The 22,067-nt window shown below is 41.4% G+C and carries 14 protein-coding genes; 2 read left to right on the plus strand and 12 right to left on the minus strand.

Features of this window, described 5'->3' with window-relative positions:
* The first annotated feature begins 347 nt into the window (after positions 1 to 347).
* A complete protein-coding gene (plsB, locus tag KHS79_RS04305; RefSeq protein ID WP_212716978.1) occupies positions 348 to 2,831 on the plus strand; it encodes a glycerol-3-phosphate 1-O-acyltransferase PlsB in 2,484 nt (827 codons plus the stop codon).
* Between the two features lie 23 nt (positions 2,832 to 2,854).
* On the opposite strand, the gene KHS79_RS04310 is transcribed toward plsB, so the two are convergent.
* The 8 genes from KHS79_RS04310 to ppc all read right to left on the minus strand — a co-directional run bounded on the left by KHS79_RS04310 (position 2,855) and on the right by ppc (position 15,038).
* Positions 2,855 to 3,652, minus strand: a complete 798-nt coding sequence (locus KHS79_RS04310) for a class I SAM-dependent methyltransferase (RefSeq protein WP_212716980.1) — start codon at positions 3,650 to 3,652, stop codon at positions 2,855 to 2,857.
* A gap of 129 nt (positions 3,653 to 3,781) precedes the next feature.
* Complete coding sequence (locus KHS79_RS04315) at positions 3,782 to 4,114, minus strand: hypothetical protein (RefSeq protein WP_212716982.1); 333 nt, start codon at positions 4,112 to 4,114, stop codon at positions 3,782 to 3,784.
* 324 nt (positions 4,115 to 4,438) lie between these two features.
* Positions 4,439 to 5,248: an undecaprenyl-diphosphate phosphatase gene (locus KHS79_RS04320; protein WP_027706935.1), complete on the minus strand. Its 810-nt coding sequence runs from the start codon at positions 5,246 to 5,248 to the stop codon at positions 4,439 to 4,441.
* A 402-nt stretch (positions 5,249 to 5,650) separates the two neighbouring features.
* Positions 5,651 to 6,328 (minus strand): tRNA (adenosine(37)-N6)-threonylcarbamoyltransferase complex dimerization subunit type 1 TsaB, encoded by a 678-nt coding sequence (gene tsaB / locus KHS79_RS04325; RefSeq protein WP_212716984.1) that lies wholly within the window; start codon positions 6,326 to 6,328, stop codon positions 5,651 to 5,653.
* Between the two features lie 386 nt (positions 6,329 to 6,714).
* Positions 6,715 to 7,692: a hypothetical protein gene (locus tag KHS79_RS04330; RefSeq protein ID WP_212716986.1), complete on the minus strand. Its 978-nt coding sequence runs from the start codon at positions 7,690 to 7,692 to the stop codon at positions 6,715 to 6,717.
* A gap of 2,060 nt (positions 7,693 to 9,752) precedes the next feature.
* Positions 9,753 to 10,412, minus strand: coding sequence for an adenylate kinase (gene adk / locus KHS79_RS04335; RefSeq protein ID WP_212716988.1), 660 nt, complete (start codon positions 10,410 to 10,412; stop codon positions 9,753 to 9,755).
* A gap of 203 nt (positions 10,413 to 10,615) precedes the next feature.
* Entirely contained in the window at positions 10,616 to 12,052 is a 1,437-nt protein-coding gene (locus KHS79_RS04340; protein ID WP_212716990.1) for an HDOD domain-containing protein, read from the minus strand.
* Positions 12,053 to 12,404: 352 nt separating this feature from the next.
* Complete coding sequence (ppc, locus tag KHS79_RS04345; RefSeq protein ID WP_212716992.1) at positions 12,405 to 15,038, minus strand: phosphoenolpyruvate carboxylase; 2,634 nt, start codon at positions 15,036 to 15,038, stop codon at positions 12,405 to 12,407.
* Positions 15,039 to 15,692: 654 nt separating this feature from the next.
* Here ppc and KHS79_RS04350 point away from each other — a divergent pair.
* A complete protein-coding gene (locus KHS79_RS04350) occupies positions 15,693 to 16,034 on the plus strand; it encodes a type 1 pili tip component (protein WP_212716994.1) in 342 nt (113 codons plus the stop codon).
* 120 nt (positions 16,035 to 16,154) lie between these two features.
* On the opposite strand, the gene mazG is transcribed toward KHS79_RS04350, so the two are convergent.
* The 4 genes from mazG to cysM form a co-directional block, all read right to left on the minus strand.
* Entirely contained in the window at positions 16,155 to 16,973 is an 819-nt protein-coding gene (gene mazG, locus KHS79_RS04355) for a nucleoside triphosphate pyrophosphohydrolase (protein ID WP_212716995.1), read from the minus strand.
* A gap of 84 nt (positions 16,974 to 17,057) precedes the next feature.
* Entirely contained in the window at positions 17,058 to 19,304 is a 2,247-nt protein-coding gene (gene relA / locus KHS79_RS04360) for a GTP diphosphokinase (RefSeq protein WP_094788086.1), read from the minus strand.
* Positions 19,305 to 19,447: 143 nt separating this feature from the next.
* Complete coding sequence (gene rlmD / locus KHS79_RS04365; RefSeq protein ID WP_212716999.1) at positions 19,448 to 20,809, minus strand: 23S rRNA (uracil(1939)-C(5))-methyltransferase RlmD; 1,362 nt, start codon at positions 20,807 to 20,809, stop codon at positions 19,448 to 19,450.
* Between the two features lie 299 nt (positions 20,810 to 21,108).
* Positions 21,109 to 22,002 (minus strand): cysteine synthase CysM, encoded by an 894-nt coding sequence (gene cysM, locus KHS79_RS04370; protein WP_212717001.1) that lies wholly within the window; start codon positions 22,000 to 22,002, stop codon positions 21,109 to 21,111.
* Positions 22,003 to 22,067: the final 65 nt, after the last annotated feature.

Here is a 22,067-nt window from a genome sequence, read left to right on the forward strand (position 1 = left end):
ATAGCGTTAATCGATTTATACCTGTAAGTGAATTAATAAAAGGGAGCATTCCAATTAAATACTGATTATCAATGATATGCAAAAGCTAAGCATAACTCTAAGTTATCTACTGCTGCCCTCTTAGTAGTAGCACAATCAATTACAGCAATGGTTAGGAAAATACGATTTGTCTCTCGTCCAAAACTGTAGTTAAAGAAAGTCATAGGTAGCTGGGATAAGAAGTCTGATCTCCCCCACACTAAAAAGATGCCAGTACAATACTCAACGCAAAATGAAGTTGCCTTGATTCAGTTGTAGCTTAAGTATTAACAAGGGGAAACTTTTCAGTATCTGGAAAAAAACAAAAAATGTCGAAGATATCATTTCAACTCAAATCACTACTAAGACGTAGTTTAAGAAAAGTCTTATTTTTATGGGTTAAAACCAGGCACATAGGGAAGTTACCCCTATTACCACCCTTACAGGAAAATGATGGAATTTGCTATATTCTCGCCCGCCAGTCCTTATTTGACACACTAGTCCTTGAAGAGATTTGTCAGCGCGAAGGGCTCCCGCCCCCAAACCAAAAACTCATTGTCACGCACAACCAACTACTACCCAACTGTTTACATTTAATTCAACAGCCCACTATTTGGCGAATCTTTCCGCCACCAAAACCTTCAGAACAATTACACCAGCTTATCACTTTCCTTCAACGTCACCCAGAAAAAAATATTCAACTGATTCCCGTTACGATTTTGTGGGGACGCTCTCCACTGAAAGAACAGTCAGCATTCAAACTGTTATTCACCTATGATTATGCCGTGGGAGGGCGGTTACGCAAATTATTTGCCTTACTGATCCATGGCCGACAAACAATGATTAATTTCAGTACACCATTAGCGACAAGAGAGCTGGTTGATGATCAACTTTCAACAAGTCGTACAGTACGGAAATTAGCGCGAATTCTTCGTGTCCATTTTCGACAACTACGTACAGCTTTAACAGGCCCTGAGCTTTCCCATAGAAAAACGCTGGTTAATCAGCTGTTGCATAGTCAACCCGTTAAGCAAGCTATTTTAGATCAAGCGAATGCGACACACGACAATATTAGTCGGCTAAATAATAAAGCGCGTAAATATGCTAATGAAATTGTCTCTGACTTTCGTTATCCAGCAATACGTTTTCTAGATATTGTACTAACATGGTTTTGGAATAAACTCTATAATGGTATTCAGGTAAATCACGTAGAACCCATCCAGCATTTGGCCAAAGACCACGAAATCATTTACGTACCCTGCCACCGTAGTCATATCGATTATTTACTTCTATCCTACGTGCTCTATAAGCAAAATTTAAGCCCTCCCCATATTGCAGCAGGAATAAACCTAAACATGCCTCTGATTGGTGGTTTACTGCGTAGAGGTGGTGCATTTTTTATGCGTAGAAGCTTTAAAGGGAATAAACTTTATACGACTGTATTTAACGAGTACCTGCATACTTTACTGACCAGAGGCTTCTCCACAGAATACTTTATTGAAGGTGGACGTAGCCGAACAGGCCGATTACTACAACCCAAAACAGGCATGCTAGCACTCACGTTACAAAGCTACTTCAGGGATCAGCGTAAGCCTTTTTGCTTTGTACCTGTATATATTGGCTATGAGCGAGTACTAGAAGGAAATACGTACCTTGGTGAGTTACGCGGAAAAACAAAAAAAGCGGAATCTCCTCTTGATATCTTACGTATACTTTCAGCCTTGAAAAAAGAGTTTGGCGAAGTATGGGTGAATTTTGGTGAACCTATTTTGCTTAATCAATTTTTATCGCAACAAGAACCAGATTGGCAATCTAGTATTTCATCAGAATCATCTAGCTACACACGACAATCGTGGTTTCGCAACCTTACCCAACAGCTGGCAAATTCAATTAATTGTCATATTAATGCCGCTGCTGTTGCTAATCCTGTGAACCTCATTGCAACCGCCCTACTCTCTGCCCCTAAACAAGCAATGAGTGAGGAATCACTAAAAGAGCAAGTAACATTTTATAATTGGTTACTAGAAAAGCTGCCGTACAGTGAACGTATAATATCGCCTCTCAAAACACCCACTGAGACCATTCTTTACGTCGAAAAATTAGGCTTTATCCGACGACAAACTGACTCTCTAGGTGATGTAATTTATACGGAAGGTAAACATGCTATTTTACTGACTTATTACAGAAATAACACACTACACCTTTTTGCAATACCTTCTCTAATCAGCTGTTTCTTTAATAATAGCTCTCGAATTAAAGAAGCAGATCTTGTTCCGATGTGTAGTCAAATATACCCTTACTTGCGCACAGAGCTTTTTTTACCTTGGCAACCTGATGAGTTTAAAATCCTGCTTAAACAATGGTTGGACATACTTGTTGAGCACTCAATATTGCAAAGTGAAAATGGCTGGCTACAAAGTCCAAACCCTGACTCTGTCACCTCAGTCACTTTTAACTTTCTGGGTAAAACCATCATGCAAACGTTAGAGCGCTTTTATATGGCACTCAGCTTGTTGATTCGAAGTGGAAGTGAGCAAATAGATAGAGACACCTTGGAAAAGCAATGTCATGAGCTTGCACAACGGCTTTCATTTATACAGGGAATAAATGCTCCAGAGTTTTTTGATAAATCACTTTTCAAAAACTTTATAGAAACACTTCGTCAGCAAAACTTAGTTCAATCTGACTCTCAACAAAACTTATCATTTAGCCATAACATTCATGTTATTCTAAATAGTGCACGTTATGTACTTCCCAGTGAAGCCCGACGGGCTATTCAGCAATTAGCAACGGTACACTTAAATAAACAGTAAGTGGTATATTAAGGCATAGCGCGTTAATGCGGTATGCCTTTTTTTACATAAATATCGAACCGATTAGCTTTTCCCATTAGTTGTAAAGTAGGCTTTTTTGCAGCCAGTAATGGTGCTAACCGTGGTCTTTTCACAACAACTCGATAGCGTGCAGCGTTATAAGCATCAGAAAATAACTGGTCAGCATCACTGTCTCCATCTAACAGCTTTTGAAAGAGCTGCATTTCTTTCTTTGACAGTGCCGACTTTTTATCTTGATGTGGAAACATAGGATCAAGGTAAACACAGTCAAAGCTATCAGACTGACATTTTGACAAAAAGGATTTTGCATCTTGAAGCGGTTGTAATGTCATTTGCTCAATATATGATTGAATTTCCTGGCACTGTAATGCTCTTCTTAAACCATCGCGTAATAAACAATATACAACAGATGATCTTTCTAATAGTGTTAGTTGACAGCCAAGGGTGGCGAGGATAAATGCATCTCGACCTAAACCAGCCGTTGCATCTAAAACTGAAGGCTTAAACTGTTTTTTAATCCCTATCGCCTTAGCAATAGCCTGTCCTTTACCACCTCCATGAAGCCTTCGAAAAGCAAGTGGTCCATGGACAAAATCGACATATACTTTGCCCATTTTTTTCTCATTTAAAGCTTCCAAACTGACTTTATCTTGATCAACGACTAAAGCAAGCGTTGTGTCCAAGTCCAGCCCCTCACTGCTCTCCTTTAGCGGGAAAGCAAATTCTTCTGCTAACGCTTTAGCATCAGGTAATCCTTCAGGGGAAGCGGGTAGTACTATAACCTTGTTTTTTGAGCACATAGTGAGGCTTACCTGCAAGCATCTTCAAAGAGGGTAGCTGGTTGTTTTTTAATGTATGCTAAATAATAGCCAGCGAACAAAGAAGTTATAACGGGAGGAAAAGTAACAGATAAATCGACTTAAGGAAATCTACACATAAATATCAATACCAAATAATTCAGTACTACTAGCCTGTTCTAGTTCAAACTCAGCCACTTCTGAGTAAGTACGAATACTTTTAGGGAGGGGGTTAACTTGATGTGGACGTGTTTGAAATGGCTGTTCAATTTGATGGCTTTTGTTCACTCGCTGGGTTTGAGCAAGTTTATACATTGCATCAGCTTGTCGTTCACTTTCATTTTGTGATGAATAATGAACATTTGCCACAGGCTGGATAGCTTCTACTGTTTTTGGTGTCGTATTTGAACTACTGGGTAACAGATACTGTGCACCTAATGTCAAATGACCAACACTGGAAACCACACCCCAACTCCTCTCACATTCACTGAACTATTGCTACCTTTTATATGTATACCCTTCGCGAATTAGTTTTTATGCACGCATTCCATAGCGTTTACCCTAACAGACCAGCGAAGTTGCTTTAATGTGTTCCCAACACATTTAATTAGAACAATCATTAAAATATATTACATATCCTTACTTAATTTTTTACACCGGTATTACCTTACTAGTAGTATAACAGGTTGCTCGGCAAAAAAATGAAAACAAGCGCCCAAAAGGGCGCTCTTAATTAAAAAACTCAGATCTTTGATAAAGCTGCTTATCTCTCATACACTTTATTACACACTAAATGCTTGTGAAGTAAACAAAAAACAATGCTGCGCTCAAAAGTACACGATAAATAACAAAAGGCATCATTCCCATTCGTGCAATCATACTTAAAAATAAATGGATACATACATAGGCACTAATTCCCGCCACAAACACGCCTACAAAAATCGCGTCCCAGGCAACTGGCTCTGTAGCCATTACAAGATCTTTGGTTTTTAATAATCCTGCCGCAAAAATGACGGGTATTGATAATAAAAATGAAAATCTTGCGGCTGCATTCCGGGTGAAACCCAACATTAATCCAGCGGTAATAGTAACACCTGATCGCGATGTGCCAGGAATAATAGCCAGCGCCTGAGCAATACCAATAATTAGTACTTGTTTCCAGGTTATCTCTGTTAGTTGTCGCTGTTGCGTTCCTGTACGATCAGCCCATCCTAGTAAAACCCCAAAAATCAATGTAGTACAAGCAATAATAAAGATTGAACGTAATTGATTTTCAACATCCATAAGACTAATGGCCAGGCCAAACAATACAGCAGGTATGGTGCCCAAAATAATGTACCAACCCAAGTATCCTTCAAAAGACTTTTGCTTTCCAAACAGTCCTTCCAGCATACCTTTCATTACAGCCCATAAGTCGTCTCTAAAATATAAAACAACAGCAATCAGCGTTCCTATGTGTACAGCCACATCAAATGCCAAGCCCTGATCAGGCCAGCCTAGTAACTGCGCTGGCAGCACTAAATGGGCTGAGCTTGATATAGGAAGAAACTCTGTTAGTCCTTGTATCAACGCCAGAATAATCGCTTGAATCACATCCATAAATGCACTACCTAATCTAAAAACTCAATTTAACGATACACTGGTAAATGTTACACAGTTAAAAGTGTGCCAAACTATTCACTGATAACCTGAAAGAGGCATATAAACCCACAGCGAAGGATTTTTTTGTGTGGCTAATCTGGTCTTTTAAGTTTAGCGCCAACAATAATAGCTGTTTTAAACGTTCTAGCTGGACCGTTACATGGTTCTGATACGATCACCCTTTGTAAAACCAAAACATTATATGCCAAGAACTGTAACTCTAACGAAACTTTTTCCCATTTAAGACACGCGCATCAACAGCAAAATCTACAAAGTTCACATTATTAAACTATTGAGGCATCAACTCAGATTAATATATTGGGATAGGCACAATAAGGAGATGAAAGATAACCTGGTTGGCTATCTTTCTTGTTTTTTCTTGGCGACGTTGTCACGTAAGTAAACAGGAATCGCTTGTTCTGGAGGTACTGCTTCTCCACATTTCCATGCCAGTTCACCCAACAAAGCAATATCCTGAGCATGAGGTAATATATCTTTGTAAATAACCTCAGGTTTAAAAGGAATTCTTGGCGAATAGCTCCATCCACTGCCTACACCTACCCACCCACTCATATCTTCATAACCTGTTGCATTTTCTGGACTGATGACCGACTCTGGAATGACGAGTGCTAATTTGCCTTCAGTATTTACGGTATAAGCAGCAAAGTAGATCTCATCCATTCTTGCATCTATTGCCGTAAATACCTTTTCATGTTGATAAACCCGAAAAGCATAATGTGCAAGTGCAGCTAAATTTGAGATACCAATAACAGGTAAATCTGCCGCATAAGCCAACCCCTGAACAATACCTGCCGCAACTCGAACCCCCGTAAAAGCACCTGGACCCTGTCCAAACGCAATGGCATCTAGCTGTTTTATACCCAGGCCTGCACTAGAAAGTAACTCATCAACCATAGGTAAAATGCGCTCGTTATGTTCTCTAGGTGCAACAACAAACGACTCTTTGACATCGCCCTCAATAAGTAATGCAGCAGAACAAGCTTCTGTTGCTGTATCAATAGCTAATATGCGACTCATAGTGTACCTAAATAATGCACTTATTTAACACGACAATACCCTTTGTGTTGGGCATACACTTAAAAATGAATGACTTCTACTGCGACTAAAAGTACTTTTTCTTAATACACCCGTAAACACTTTTATTTGCAATAATAGCAGAACCCACCTCTATATATCAGATTAGTGCTCTAAAGGGCCAGGTAGCAAACCTATAAACATACACAAACATTTTAAAGATTAAGCCCGTGGGAGAGAAAGAAGAAGAAAGACTAAGGAATGTATTGAAAACAAATCTGGGTAGAAGTTTTAGAGTAACTCAAAAAAATATAGATGCCATCCTGGCATCTATTTAAGCTCAAGCTTGTTAAGTACAATAAATTTGTACTTAACCCACCTTTACAAGACTAAGCTTGTTTTTTAGGTGGACGACCACGACGTTTAGTCGTTGTAGTTTTAGCTTTAGTAACTTTTGCTTTAGCTGTTGAACCTGCTGGACGTCCGCGACGCTTGGGTGCTGCCGTGCCAGTAGCGGTTGTTGTAGCAGCTGCTGCCTTTTTAGGTGGGCGACCACGACGCTTTGGAGTCGCACTAGTTGTTGCTGTTGTAGCAGCTGTTGCCTTTTTAGGTGGACGACCACGACGCTTTGGTGCAGTGCTCTTAGCCGCGGTTGTTGTCGCTGTTGCTTTTTTAGGTGGACGACCACGACGCTTAGCTGTTGTGGAAGTTGCAGCCGTAGTTTTGGCTGTTGTAGATGCTGGCTTACGTCCCCGTTTTTTCGCACCTGCAGTAGAAGTTTTTTTCTCACCCATTTCCTTAGCTTTAACTTCTACTTTTTTGAGCGCAACTTTCAATTTTTTGTTTTCTGCGACTTCACGCTTTTTAACTTTTGCTTGATCAGCACGCTCACGGCTTTTCAGCCACTTAGCTTCAAAGTCAGCAATTGCTTTTGCAAGATCTTGTTCAGCTTTTGCTTTTAAAGAGCCTTGATACTCTTCTACACGTTGCTTAGCAGTGTCTTTTAATTGTTCGCCTTTAGCAACAACCTTTTCAATTTCTACAGCCTGTTTTGCTGCTGCAAGCTTCTCACGCATTGCATTCCAATCGGCTTGAGCTTTTTCAATAGCGGCATTAGCGCGCTCTACTGCTTTTTTATTCGTAGCAGTAGCACTTGACTTCAATTTTGCTTTAGCTGTAGCCAATTTAGCTTTGGCTTCATCTACTTTGAGTTTTGCGTTTGCAACTCTTTCAGTTACCTTTTCCAGCTCAGCCATTACTTTTTCAAGACCAGTATAGGTAGCTGTTGTTTTTGTTGTTTTAGCAGCAACTGCTTTTTTTACAGGGGACTTTTTTGCTTTAGTCCCAGGTTTTCTACCTCTCGCCATTTCATTTCTCCTGAGGGGAAATCTAATATTAGAGTTATCAGTTAAAACATAGCACAAAAAACTGTGCGTCAACAAACAGTTAGGGGCGAATAATATTTAAATCGTAAAAATTTTTCACCCTCTTTTTACACGAAAGTTGAATCTTTTTAAGATTTGATCACCAAACGACATATATCTTCTTTAAAAACCAGACACAAACTTGAGCTATCCTGCCTATCAATTCTTAGCCTAATCGCAATTTATTTTTGTAGTCGGACTCAATAAATAGCTCGATGAGTGCAGCTAACCTCGTATAGTTAAGATAAATCTGTAGCAAAGAATGTATTCCTCTGTCTTTATCCTAACAAATTTAGAAACATAATTCTAAAATGATAACATATCCATTTATCCGCATCATTTAGAGAGCAACAGACTCCTCATACCCTTTATGCAATTAACATCCTTAATCAAAACAAACAACTATTCTAACATCTTACCGATTGCATTAACCAAAATGATTCAATCAACCTACATGAATTCAATTTCAGGTAGCAACACTAATCTAGCCAGTTTAACCACTTAATTTTACAAAAAGCTTATCTCTCACAGCTCTTTCTTTCACAAGTACGACAGCTCCAATCTAAATTGTAGGGAGTATATTCAACATGATTCCTCATAAAAAGACATACTAAACCACTAACAATATAATAAGCTCATTCACAAACTGAATAGGCTGACTTTGAAGTATTTCTCTAGGTAAAAGAAGAAATAACCCGCCACTATCTTCTATTTACAGACAAGAATACAGACAACATGTCTTACCAATGTCTTGGAAGTATCAGCCAGGCTATCGCCCTAACATTCCAGATAACTTAACATTCCAGATAAAAAGTACGACAAATTCTCGACACATAAGTCGGTTTGTTGCTATCACCAACCACAAGTGGAGAAAAGTTGTGTTTATACTGACAACTTATATCACTCCGACTGCTTACACTTAAACGTCAAACAGAGAGCGATTTAGCCCTGAGGCTTGAATACAATATTATTTTTTCAAACCACATTGATGACCTTATTTCTATACCGCCTACCAGAGCAATGGCATATATTTACTTATAAAACCACTTTTTAAAACACCCCTATAAAGCCTGTATGATGACCGTAAAATGCCTAAATCCTTCTACAGAAACTTGTTTACCGCACTTGTAGCAGAACGATCAACATGAGTTATCGAGTCTTTAGTGGTCATTGGCATACATTGAAGTACAACAGGTGCACATTTAGATATAACAAGAAATAGGATTACAACTATTTATGAAACAAGTGCTAGTAGTATTGTAAACAGTAGCAACGAAGGATGATTTTCTGCTGAGAGAAAGAGAAACTAATTAACGGATTGCATCAACACAGTCACTACTCACAACAAACTATTTTTAGCAATTCAGGTTAATGGGTGATTACAGCCTCACTTACAGTAACCACTCAGGCTCAGTTGTCTTTCAATTAAGCTATACAATCTTGAAAAAACAAATGGATAGGACATGCTTTGTTTAAAAAGATAAACAGGCTCAACAACACCGATGAGGAAGATAATAGTATTTATGGTTAATAACCCTACCGATATCACTTCGTAAATTCACGTTGCATTGACTGTCCAACAATCCTTATTAACATTAAGGCAACGGAGCTATCACAAATAAATTCAACCAGTGCAAACCTACATTTTGCAATCTCTAATGCTTAAATAAGCACTTGTGGTATTTCGATATACGCCATTGGCAGACTACAAATACTAAAATTGATGCGCGGAGGGTATACATTGGAAACACATTAAAAGTAGTGATACTGTTCTAATATGAACTTATTGCCTGTAAAGCATTATTTTATGAATTAAATGCTGAGACTCAAAAAGTAATCGACTCAATAAATGCATTACAGCCACAAAAAGTCACATGAAGCCTTCTATCTATAAAGCATCAAGGGTTTATAGGGCTATACTTTTTGAAAAAGAGATTGGGGGGCAGCGAGTGATAATAATTATTTGAGTTGAGGGGGAAAATCCCCCAACGACTGACTAATATTTACTGTTGATAGGCAGCAAGTGCATCCAAAACAGTAGAACGAATGGTATCAACTGAACCTTTACCATCAATACTGACATACTTTGGTGTGCCTTGAGAGGCTTCAGCTTCCTGATAAAAGGTGACTAATGGAGCCGTTTGAGAATGGTAAACTGCTAGGCGCTTGCCAACGGTTTCTTCAGTATCATCATCCCGCTGAACCAGAGGCTCACCAGTCTCATCATCTAACCCAGGTTGTTTAGGTGGATTAAACACAACATGATAAACCCGCCCACTGCCTTCATGAATTCGTCGGCCTGTTAATCGTTTGATAATTTCTGCATCATCAACTGCTATTTCAACAACACAATCAATACTAACACCCGCATCCACAAGCGCCTGAGCTTGAGGGATAGTGCGAGGAAATCCATCAAACAAAAAGCCATTCTTACAATCATCCTGCTGAATTCGTTCTTTGATGAGATTAATAATGATATCGTCAGAAACTAAACCACCTGACTCCATTACCTCTTTCACTTGCAAACCAAGTGGTGTGCCCGCTTTAATCGCTGCCCGTAACATATCCCCAGTAGAGATCTGAGGAATATTAAATGTGTCCATAATGAACTTAGCCTGGGTTCCTTTTCCCGCCCCAGGTGCCCCCAACAAAATAACACGCATGAATGCCAGCTCCTTTAATACGCTTTAGGCGGTATATGCTAAAAAATCGCCGATTCTATAACAAATAAAGCCGCTGCAAAACGCTTCTTGTACTTATTTCAGCTTTGCAACAGCCAAGATCAATCAAAAGTAGCAGGTAAGATACACAGGTCGGTTGTGATGCTCAAGTTAAGCCTTTATTGTGCAACCATTGCGAAGCAAGTTTAAGCAGCTTGGGTAAATGCAAGCTGATCAGTCCGAGGATAGTCTTTAGCTACCTGCGTAAAATGCTGATCAACTAAGTCAAGTGATAACCCTAAGCAGGCAAACGCATGCTCCGGATAGTCAGAAAGTGTCGCATAGCTGACGCGGTGGCACGTTAACATATAATTTACCACCTGTAACATATGCACTAAGGGAGTTTCTGAGTGGCTGAGAAGTTGATGGCTTACCCCTTGGATCACTGGCTGGTTTAATCGCCAGCGTTTAAGTAACCACCCACCAAGCTGAGCATAACCAAACCGAAGAATCTCATGCGCTTGACCAAGTCCAACAAGTCTCTGTTCAAAGTCACTTAAGCAAATATGAGGCTGACAAGTAACCCACTTATTCAGCATGATAAACTCTGGTCTAAAAATATGTCCTAGAAGCAATACCCCCACATGCTGCAATAAACAAGTTAAATGTAGGTTTGTGAGCTTCTGCTGATGATGTTTTGGTACATGTATTAACAGTGACTCCGCTAGAATACTACTGTATAGCGCATGCTGCCAAACACTGTTAAGACCCAGAGGGCCACGCAATGGAACCCGAAAAGATAAGATAATGGCGCAAGCAAGCGCTAAATCGTAGGTCTTACAACCTCCTAGATGCTCAATAACCTCATGAGAACAACTGCATGGCTTGTGGCTGATAGCTGACCCAACCTTACAAAGTTGTCGGCTTATCAGTCCATGCTCATCGAGAAATGAAAGCAAAGCCACTTCATCTTCTCTTAGTTCCTGATGCTTAAGCAGCGCATTTGCTGTTGCTGAAGTCTCAGGCACCGCAGCTAAAGGCATAATATGATCCAGCTGATCATGCTCACTTGCGGTTGCAGTACCCGGAAAAATAATCAGCTCACTATTATCTGTCGATGTTGGTAGTTGCTCGAACTCTGGCCACTCAAATAATTGAGCATGAGGGTGAAGAAACAAATACTCATCACTATCAACCCCTACTAATATCGATGGACAGCCAGAGACAAAATACACCTTGTCTTTTCTCATTAACGACTTATCAAGCATGCAGGGTAATTGATAGGGGACCGCTAAAGCGGGTTTGATACCTGGAGCACAATCCGAAAACAGTTTGTCAACGTCATGATGTGGCACTAAGCGGATCGGCTCATGCAGCACATGTGACAACTGACCACATGAAAGCACCCGATCAACACTTGTTACAACCATCCACTGACCTTGTCTGCGGGAAATAAGTATAGGTACAGCAACCTGAGAAGGATCAATGCCTATTTGAGACACGGCCTGAGAAAGTGATACACCACAATTTAACTGATACAACGCATAGGGAACGCCTTTGGCGGCTAAATAGCGCTTGATCCGGGTAGCAATATGCATCCCAGTTTCCCCCTGGCCTAAGCCATAAACATACTTATTAGACATTAACGTAGCCAAATCCTTTGACCCTTTTTATCAATTTTATAAACTCAAACTGAATCAGCTTATTACCATAACCCATAGTAGAAGTTACAGTGGCATCCATTAAGTTTCATTATAGTTAGTTAAAACTGATTAGTTTGCAGAATTTATTACTTTTTATTAAATACGGAGGGATCATTTTTAATAATTTTTTGCCAGCCAATTAATTGTTAACATTCGAGTGGTGACAATCTACGACATAAACTCCATTTATACCGTCGTCTATTTATAGCGTTTCAACCTACAGCTAATCGACTTCAGTTTCTTGTGTAAAACTCGCCTGCAGCCTCCCTGGCTGCAGACAATTTTATCTTGATTAACCTGTATTTCTCATTCCTGCTGCAATACCGGCAATGGTGACCATTAATGCTTGTGGAATAAACGGCTTAATATTTTCTGCATCATGGCGTAAACGAAACAATAATTCAGCCTGCAATACATTGAGTGGGTCAGTGTAGGGATTTCTCAAGGCTATCGACTGTTGAATCCAAGGTTCATCGCTTAATAATTCATGCACTTTCTTCAAATAACGAACCACTTCAACAGTATTGGCTAAACGGTGGCGTAACTCTGTCCCTAAAGCTTGCAGAGGCTCAGGAACAAGTCGTTGTTCATAGTAGGCTGCTAATGATAAATCCGTTTTCGCAAGCACCATCTCCAACATATTAACCCTGGCTCTAAAAAACGGCCATTCTGCCATCATCTCTCGTATTAATGTCTCCTGCTTATTATCAAGCGCCTGTTGAAGTGCTTCGCCACTTCCCAGCCAAGAGGGCAACATCAGTCGGTTTTGCGTCCAGGCAAATATCCAGGGAATAGCTCTCAAGCTCTCCAGTCCTCCAGATGTTTTTCGCTTTGCAGGACGACTACCCAATGGCAACTTCGCAAGTTCTTGCTCAGGCGTTGCTGCACGGAAATAGGGAACAAAATCAGTATTTTCTTTGACAACACCGCGATAAGCCTCTAACGATGTTTCCGTCAAGCTGTTCATCATCTCTCGCCAGCTGTCTTTAGGAACAGGAGGCGGAATCAGCTTAGCTTCTAATGCCGCATTGGTATACAGCGCAAGACTTCTAACCGCAACATTGGGTAATCCAAATTTGAAGCGAATCATCTCACCCTGCTCAGTGATTCGCATTCTTTCGCCAATTGAGCCTGGGGGCTGTGACAAAATAGCTGCATGAGCTGGGCCACCACCACGACCTATACTCCCACCCCGGCCATGGAATAAGGTCAACTTCACACCAGCCTCAGCACATACTTCCACCAGTTTTTCCTGTGCTTGATACTGCGCCCAAGAAGCCATCAATGTGCCAGCATCTTTTGCAGAGTCAGAGTAACCAATCATTACTTCTTGACTACCTTGAATATAATCACGGTACCAACTGACACCCAGTAAGTTCTTGATTACGTCATCCGCATTTGCCAAGTCATTAAGTGTTTCAAATAGCGGCACAACTGGCACTCGATGCTGAACACCACACTCTTTCAGCAATAAAATAACTGCTAGCACATCTGACGGCTGTTTCGCCATGGAAATAATATAGCTGCCAATCGCATGTGGCTCATGCCGACTAAGTACACGACATGTGTCTATAACTTCTTTGACCTCAGCGGAGGGCTGCCACTGGTTAGGCAGTAAAGGACGCTTACTGGCTAATTCCCTTAATAAAAAGGCTTGTTTTTGCTCCTCGGACCAAGTCTGATAATCACCCAACTCTAGATAGTTTGTCAGTTCTGCCATCACATCACCATGACGACTACTGTCTTGACGTATATCCAGTTTGATCAGATTCAAACCAAAACAGTGTGCTCGATATAATGTATCTAGCAATGGCCCATCAGCAATAACATGCATTCCACAGTCCTGCAGAGACTGATAACACAGCTGTAATGGTGCTAACAAATCTTCCTTGTAAAGCAATACCTCCTTGGAGGGTTCAATATAGGTATGTGCAGCACTTTCAGCCCAATCGCGCGTTGCCCGTAACTGGGCTTGTAATTTTTTCAGGAGTACACGATACGGTTCACTCTGGTTGCCCACTTCTTTCAGTAAACGTTGGCTACAGTCATTCATTGACAACTCACCAATGAGTGTATCCATATCCCGTAAATATAAATCAGCTGCCATCCAGCGACTCAACATCAATACCTGATGAGTCACTGCGGCTGTCACATTAGGGTTACCATCACGGTCTCCCCCCATCCATGAAGCAAATCGAACAGGGGAAATATCTATAGGTAATCCCCGCTTAATACGCTGCTTTAACTGTTGATTCAGTTGGCGTAAAAACCGTGGTATGGCGTACCAGAGGGAGTACTCTATTGTTGAAAAACCCCACTTAGCTTCATCTACAGGAGTGGGCCGCTCCTCACGGATTTCATTTGTATGCCAGGCTTGACTGACTAACTGTTGTAAACGATGTATTAGCTGCTCTTCTTCAGCTCCGGATAAGTAGTGGTGATCTTTTACATATAAACAGTTAGCAATTTCCTCGTACTTTTTAATCAGCGTACGACGCGTTACTTCTGTTGGGTGAGCGGTTAATACCAATTCAATTTTTAGCTTTGAAAGGTTCTCAATAATAGCGTCAGCACTGAACTGTCGTGCAAGTAGCTGATCCAGCAATTCAGCAATAGGGTTTAACTCTAGAGGGCACTGTTGCGAGTGCTTGGAAATGGTATGGTATTGTTCTGCAATATTCGCCAAATTCAAAAATTGATTGAATGCACGTGTTACAGGCAGTAACTCGTCATCCGTTAATCCTTTTAGTTCCGTCAATAGGGCTTCCTGACCCGCCTTACTGCCAGCCCTACTCGCTTTTGCGAGCTGCCGAATCAACTCAATTTTATCTAAAAACTGCTCCCCCATATGCTCCTTGATGGTATTACCTAATAACTCACCAAGAAGGTGCACATTATTACGCAGCGCAGCATGTGTATCGGGCATTAACCTTCCCCCAAACAAACAGCAATCTGGCTTACCCAAAAACAAACCAGGTGACTAATTACAGAAAAAAACATTCCCCATCGTGAAGGGCACTTACCCAAAAATACGGATAGCTAGCATAGCCTAAAGGAATCTGTGTACTAAAGATAGTCCCCAACCATTAAGCAACGTCAGAGAAATAAGGAACACACTACACAGTGACTTAGGTTAGCTATAACCTACAAGCTTCTCAGTCAGTTATTAATTGACCATACTGAAAGATAGCTTTCATATTACATTAAAGGATTAACGAGTGGTTATGACATAGCCGTATTATAAGCTCAGTTTCATAAAGACCATGTGTAAAGCCATATCATTTCTATATAATCACTTTACATTCTAAATCAATAAGTTTATCCAACCCTTTTTAAACGCAATTATGACTATAATTCCTTTACTATCCCTTTGCAGACATTTCAGAGAAACATTTTAATTTTGTCTGCCGTTCGGTTAACATACACTTAGGATTGAGTCGATAAAAATTTCTAAAACAAATAATAGTGGTATATCTAAAAAGCTTTTTTCGCCAGCATAAACACTAGTGCACGACGCTAACCTTAGGGAGATTAAAAAGCCTTTTTAGACAAAACCCGTATGATTAAAGTGAACCATACAATGAGCATTAAAGATTTAATTAATGAGTGGGAAAGCTCTGCGCGAGGTGCGGTTACTCATGACGCATTCTGTATCAAACTGCCCCTAGAAGATGCCGCTCGCCTTGCAGCACTAAGCGAAATGTACCCTCGCCGTCATATTGAAGAAATCATTCGAGACTTACTACATGCAGCTCTGGATGAATTAGAACGATCCTTCCCTTATCAGCAAGGTCAACTTGTCGTAGCCGAAGATGAAGAAGGCAACCCACTCTACGAAGATATTGGCCCTACGCCCAAATACCTCGAATTATCCAGAAAGCATTTAAAGACATTTAAAGAAAACTTGCCTGATACCCACTAAGTAAGTGGCTTCATAGCAAAAACAGTCAAGTAAAAAAGCCAGTCACTTTCTCGTTAAAGTGACTGATAAAACAGTGTTGCTTTGATCATACCCACCTTTAAACACAAACGATAAAAGCACCTAAAGTCCTTTTTCTTTGGCTTGCCGCCATAAGTAATCCATTTCCACCAACGAACTACTTTTACAGTCTTGCTCATTAGCAGCAAGCTGCTCCTCAATATAATGAAACCGCCGTGTAAATTTTGCATTACACTGTCGTACTGCTTGCTCAGCATCAACCTGTAAATGTCTTGCTAAATTAACACAACAAAAAATAAGATCCCCTATTTCATCCTGAATATGTTCTTCTTTGCCTGTTGCAATCGCTTGTTCAACTTCTTTGAGTTCTTCTTTGATTTTATCAATCACAGGCTTGTGATCAGACCAGTCAAAACCTACTTGGGCAGCTCGGTGCTGTAATTTATGCGCTCGTTTTAAAGCAGGTAAACTCAGTGGAATATCAGCCAGCAACTGCGTCTTATTCTGCTGAAGACGTTCCTGCTTTTTAATTTGCTCCCAACTTGCTTTAACATCCAGGTCAGAGACATTAACTTGTTCAGTCTCATCTTTTTTTACCTTGAGTTCACCACTAGGAAAAACATGAGGGTGCCGGCGTATTAATTTTGCCACTAAATTATTTACTATTTTGGCAAAATCAAAATAACCATTTTCCTCCCCCATTTGCGCATAAAAAATGACTTGAAAGAGTAAGTCTCCAAGCTCATCACAAAGGTGTTGAAAGTCCTCCCGTTCGATGGCGTCTGCGACTTCGTAAGCTTCTTCTATCGTATAATTAACAATAGTAGAAAACGTTTGTTTAATATCCCAAGGACAGCCAGTCTTTGGATCACGCAACTGCGTCATTAAATACAGCAAATCATCCATTGTGTAATGAGGCATAAATGACAGGTCCCCTAAATACCGCTTAAAGTACATATTATGTACGCTTAACCACAAAGAATGCACGACATCAAGTGTGTAGTATTAGTGATTTTTCAGTCGGTGGCGATTGGCTTCAATGACATTAGGCAGCTGGTTTATTCGTGTAAGCACGCGTCCAAGCATTTGCAAACTAGGCACCTCGATGGTGAGTTGCATGCGTGCTAAGCTATCATGCTTACTTGACTGAGTATTAACAGCTAAAACGTTTACCCGCTCATTCGCAAGCACCACCGTAATATCGCGCAATAATCCTGGTCGATCATAAGCAAGAACTTCGACATCTACTGGATAGGTTTCTTCATATTTTCCCCCCCAGTCCACTTCAATCATCCGTTCAGGCTCTTGTTCTTGCAGTTGAACTGCATTAGCACAGTCCATACGATGGATGGTTACACCTCGGCCAAAAGTAATATAGCCAATGATGGCGTCTCCAGGAACTGGATGACAGCAACCTGCCATATGCGTCAATAAATTACCAACGCCCTGTACAACCACCCCCGCATCCTGGCTTTTATGTGGTGTTGGTTGTCTTGGGGTTAAGAACATAAACTCTTTGGCTTCATCAGGAGCCAAAATACGTTGCGCAGCATTAATAACATGAGCAACTTTTAAGTCCCCTGCTCCTACAGCCGCAAACATATCAGGCGCAGTTTTATAGTTAACCTGTTGAGCAAGCTCTTCATAGTTAATTTGACGCAAGGCTAACCGTTTAAACTCTGCTTCTAATTGATGACGTCCAGCCAGTTCATTTTGTTCTTTGTCTTGCTGCTTAAACCAGTGGATTACTTTCGCTCTAGCCCGTGAAGTGGTGAGATAACCCAGATTAGGGTTTAGCCAGTCTCGACTTGGGGTAGACCCAGGCATAGTCATGATTTCAACCTGATCACCCGTCTTTAGCTTATGAGTCAAAGGAACTATCTTTCCACCAACCTTAGCCCCTCGACAGGTATGGCCCACTTCGGTATGAATACGGTATGCAAAGTCCAATGGTGTAGCACCGACCGCTAAATCCACCACATGACCATCTTTGGTAAAAAGATAAATACGGTCTGCTTCAACCGCTGCCTGCCACTGATCAGGCAGACCTTCAATATCGCCAAGCTCTTCTTGCCATTCTAAAACTTGTCGTAACCAGGCCAGTTTTTCTTCATAGCTGTCTCGATTAGAACCTAAATCCGTTCCTTTATAACGCCAATGTGCACACACACCAAGTTCAGCCTCTTCATGCATATCATGTGTGCGTATTTGCACTTCCAGGGTTTTACCTTCAGGGCCAATCACTGCAGTGTGAAGGGATCGATAGCCATTTTCCTTAGGCGTTGCAATATAGTCATCAAACTCCCGGGGAATATGCCGCCACAGAGAGTGGACAACGCCAAGGGTTGCGTAACAATCTCGAACATGAGGAACCAAAACACGAACTGCCCGAACATCATAGACATCTCTAAAATCAATGCCTTTACGGCGCATCTTGCGCCAAATACTGTAAATATGTTTGGCCCGACCGTTAACCTCTGCCTTAATACTCATTTCAGACAGTGACGATCTAAGTTGACCTACGACGTTTTTTATATAGTTTTCTCGGTCGATTCGTTTTTCATCAAGCAGCCGAGCTATTTTTTTGTAGTCCTGGGGTTTTAGGTAACGAAAGGATAAATCTTCCAGTTCCCACTTGATATAACCGATGCCTAAACGGTGAGCGAGAGGGGCATAAATGTTAAAAACTTCTTGAGCGACCTTACGCTTTTTGTCCTTAGTGGCCTGCTTCACTGCACGAATAGCACAAGTTCTCTCTGCAAGCTTAATGAGTGCTACACGCACATCATCAATAATTGACACCAGCATTTTTCGGACTTTTTCAAGCTGGCCCAGCCGGTCCCCCAATACCGCACCACCACTCCGGGGCTGAACAGCCATAATGGCCGCCATGCCAAGTACACCCTCAATTAATTTGGCAACCCTTTTACCACACTCTTTTTCTACATAATCCAGTGTGAGCTTTTCCTCTCTCACACCTCGATACAGCACCGCAGCTATTAGCGTTTCCTGGTCAAGCTTCAAACCTGCTAAAATTTCAGCCATCTCCAGGCCAGTAATAAAACTACTGCTGCCTTCCCAACTATGATGACTGTCTTGGCTTTCTCTATCTGCACGCTGACTTATTTCGCACGCCTTGCGCAAGGCTGTATCATCTTCAGCGGCAACCTCTGCTTGAATACGTTGCAACCATGCATCCAAATCAACTGTGCCATCAGAGTGGACAGGATGTTCTTCTCTAACCTTAACCATATTCGCCTTGTGGTTTTACGGGTTATTGTTTGGAATCGTTCTTATCATTTTTACATTAAGGACCTGTTTACAACACCAAATACACTAAAACACAGGCCCCAAAAATACGATTTACCCACCTCAACAGCAGCCAGTATGAGCAGTTATCGGGTAAACAACGCCATTGTTTCTATATGGGCTGTGTGTGGAAACATATCAAGTACCCCCAACTGTAGGAGCTTATAACCATGCTTTACCAGCACAGCAGTATCCCTCGCGAGGGTTGCTGGGTTACAGGAAATATAGACCACCCGCTGTGATTTTAATTCTGCTATTTGATTAACCACCTCTAGAGCCCCTGCACGAGGAGGATCTAACAAAATCCCAGAAAATTCCTTTCCTTTTAAGCTACGAGGCAAGGGCTTGGCTACAGATAAGTCAGCTTGATAGGTTGTAACATTAGTCACCCCATTAAGCTGGGCATTATGCAGGCAACGTTTAAGTGCAGACTTACTGACCTCAACCCCCGTAATATCAGCGCCAGAGTCCTTTGCTAAAGGCAGGGTAAAATTACCAATACCACAAAATAAATCGAGTAATGCCCCTCCAGCAAAGGGCTGCAACCAGTCAATAGCTTGCTTGACCATTGCCTCATTAATATATGGGTTTGCTTGAATAAAGTCTGTTGGTAAAAAATTTAATCTAATTTCCTCGTTATACAACGAATAAAATAATGTCTCTGGTTGCTCTGTACGAAGAGGGACAAGCTCATGGTCAGGGCCATAATTCAACCAAACACACACATTATGCTGAGTTGCCCAATGCTCAAGCTGCTGTAAATCCGTTTCAGGTAAAGGCTTAACCAGCCTTAACGCTATCCCCAACGTAGTGTTCCCTTGAGCCATATCAATATGGCCAATACTGTGCTTACCCTTCAGGCTTGATAACCTATCTTGAAGCGGACCAAGTAGTTGCCGCAGTTGAGGTACCAATGTCAAACATTGGGTGACTTCGACAATTTGTTCAGACTGTGAACTACGAAAACCTAAATGTAGCTGCCCCTTCACCACTCGACAGGCAAGCCTTGCTCGGTGTCTATATCCCCAAGGTTGACTACCAATCACTGGCGCTACTGTTTTAACCTCAGTCTTCGCGATACGTTGAATTTGCTCGATGACTGCCTGCTGCTTCCAAAGCAGCTGCTGCTCTGCCTCCACAAACTGCCAATGACAACCTCCACAGCTAGCAAAGTGCTGACATTCAGGTGAAATACGGGCTGGGGCAGGCTCTATTAATGTGGTTACACTTGCCTCAAAAAATCGTGCTCGGCTTGATGTAATGTCCACCTTAACCAATTCACTGGGCAATGCCCCATTAATAAAAACAGGTTTATTCTGCCAGTAGGCAATACCACGGCCATCATGAGAAAGCTTTTCTACACGGAGTGCAGGCACTAAAAGTAAAGACTTTGGTTGCTGGCGAGCTGAACGAGACGAATAAAACTGGACAGAGGTGCGTTTTTTCATGAGTGAGTAAGCTTAAAAAGCAGCTATTCCCAATACAATTATCATCACTACCCGCACTGAGAAGATATTACAAGGTATATGTGCAGCAACTGCTGTATTATCACACCACCATAAAAGGGAAGAGCTCTAATCATCGCGGCCTGGTCTAGCACTTAACATTATTCTTAATGCAAACACTATCTATCTATGCTATTAGCTGCATCATTATAAACTAAAATAGCTCTATGAGGCAGCCCTTCACTCATGGCCCCGTACTCCTTGACTCGTCAATATACTTATACTTCAAACTCTCTTCTACTTTAGTTAAAGATACCTGTTGATAAATAACGATCCCCTCGATCACAAATAATCGCGACAATAGTTGCATTTTCTACTTCTGACGCAACACGTAAAGCCCCCACAACAGCACCACCAGACGATATACCACACAGTATTCCTTCTTGCTGAGCTAAACGTCGTGTCATACTTTCTGCATCTTGCTGAGCAATATCCAGTACTCGATCAACCCGAGAGGCATCAAAAATTTTGGGTAAATACGCTTCTGGCCATCGTCTAATGCCAGGAATGGCAGAGCCTTCTTCAGGCTGCAAGCCAACAATTTCTATCGCTGGATTTTTTGTTTTAAGGTACTTTGAAGTACCCATTATTGTACCTGTTGTTCCCATTGCACTGACAAAATGGGTTATTCGTCCTTGGGTCTGCTGCCAGATCTCAGGACCTGTTCCCTGAAAATGGGCAAGTGGATTATCTTCATTGGCAAACTGGTCCAATACCACGCCTTTTCCTTCTTTTTGCATTTGCTCAGCTAAATCCCTGGCCCCTTCCATACCAGCCTCTTTGCTAACCAGAACAATCTCTGCGCCATAAGCAACCATTGCTGCACGCCGCTCAGCGGTCATATTTTCTGGCATTATTAACACCATGCGGTAACCTTTGATCGCTGCGGCCATGGCCAGTGCAATACCTGTATTGCCACTCGTGGCTTCAATCAATGTATCACCAGGACGCACAAAGCCACGCTGCTCAGCCTCATTAATCATGCTCAATGCAGGTCTATCTTTGACTGAACCCGCAGGGTTTTGTCCTTCCATTTTCAATAAAATGGTGTTGTTATGACCTGCATTTAACCGTTGCAAGCGAATCAATGGCGTATTGCCAATCAACGAGTCAATGGTGGGATAGTCACTCTGCACAACCAAAAGTCCTTCTGATAACTAACACAGTTCTTCAGCTAAGCCGTTACAGCAACAAAGCCTAA

The sequence above is a fragment of the Zooshikella ganghwensis genome (assembly GCF_018263875.1).
Classification (GTDB): Bacteria; Pseudomonadota; Gammaproteobacteria; order Pseudomonadales; family Zooshikellaceae; genus Zooshikella; species Zooshikella ganghwensis.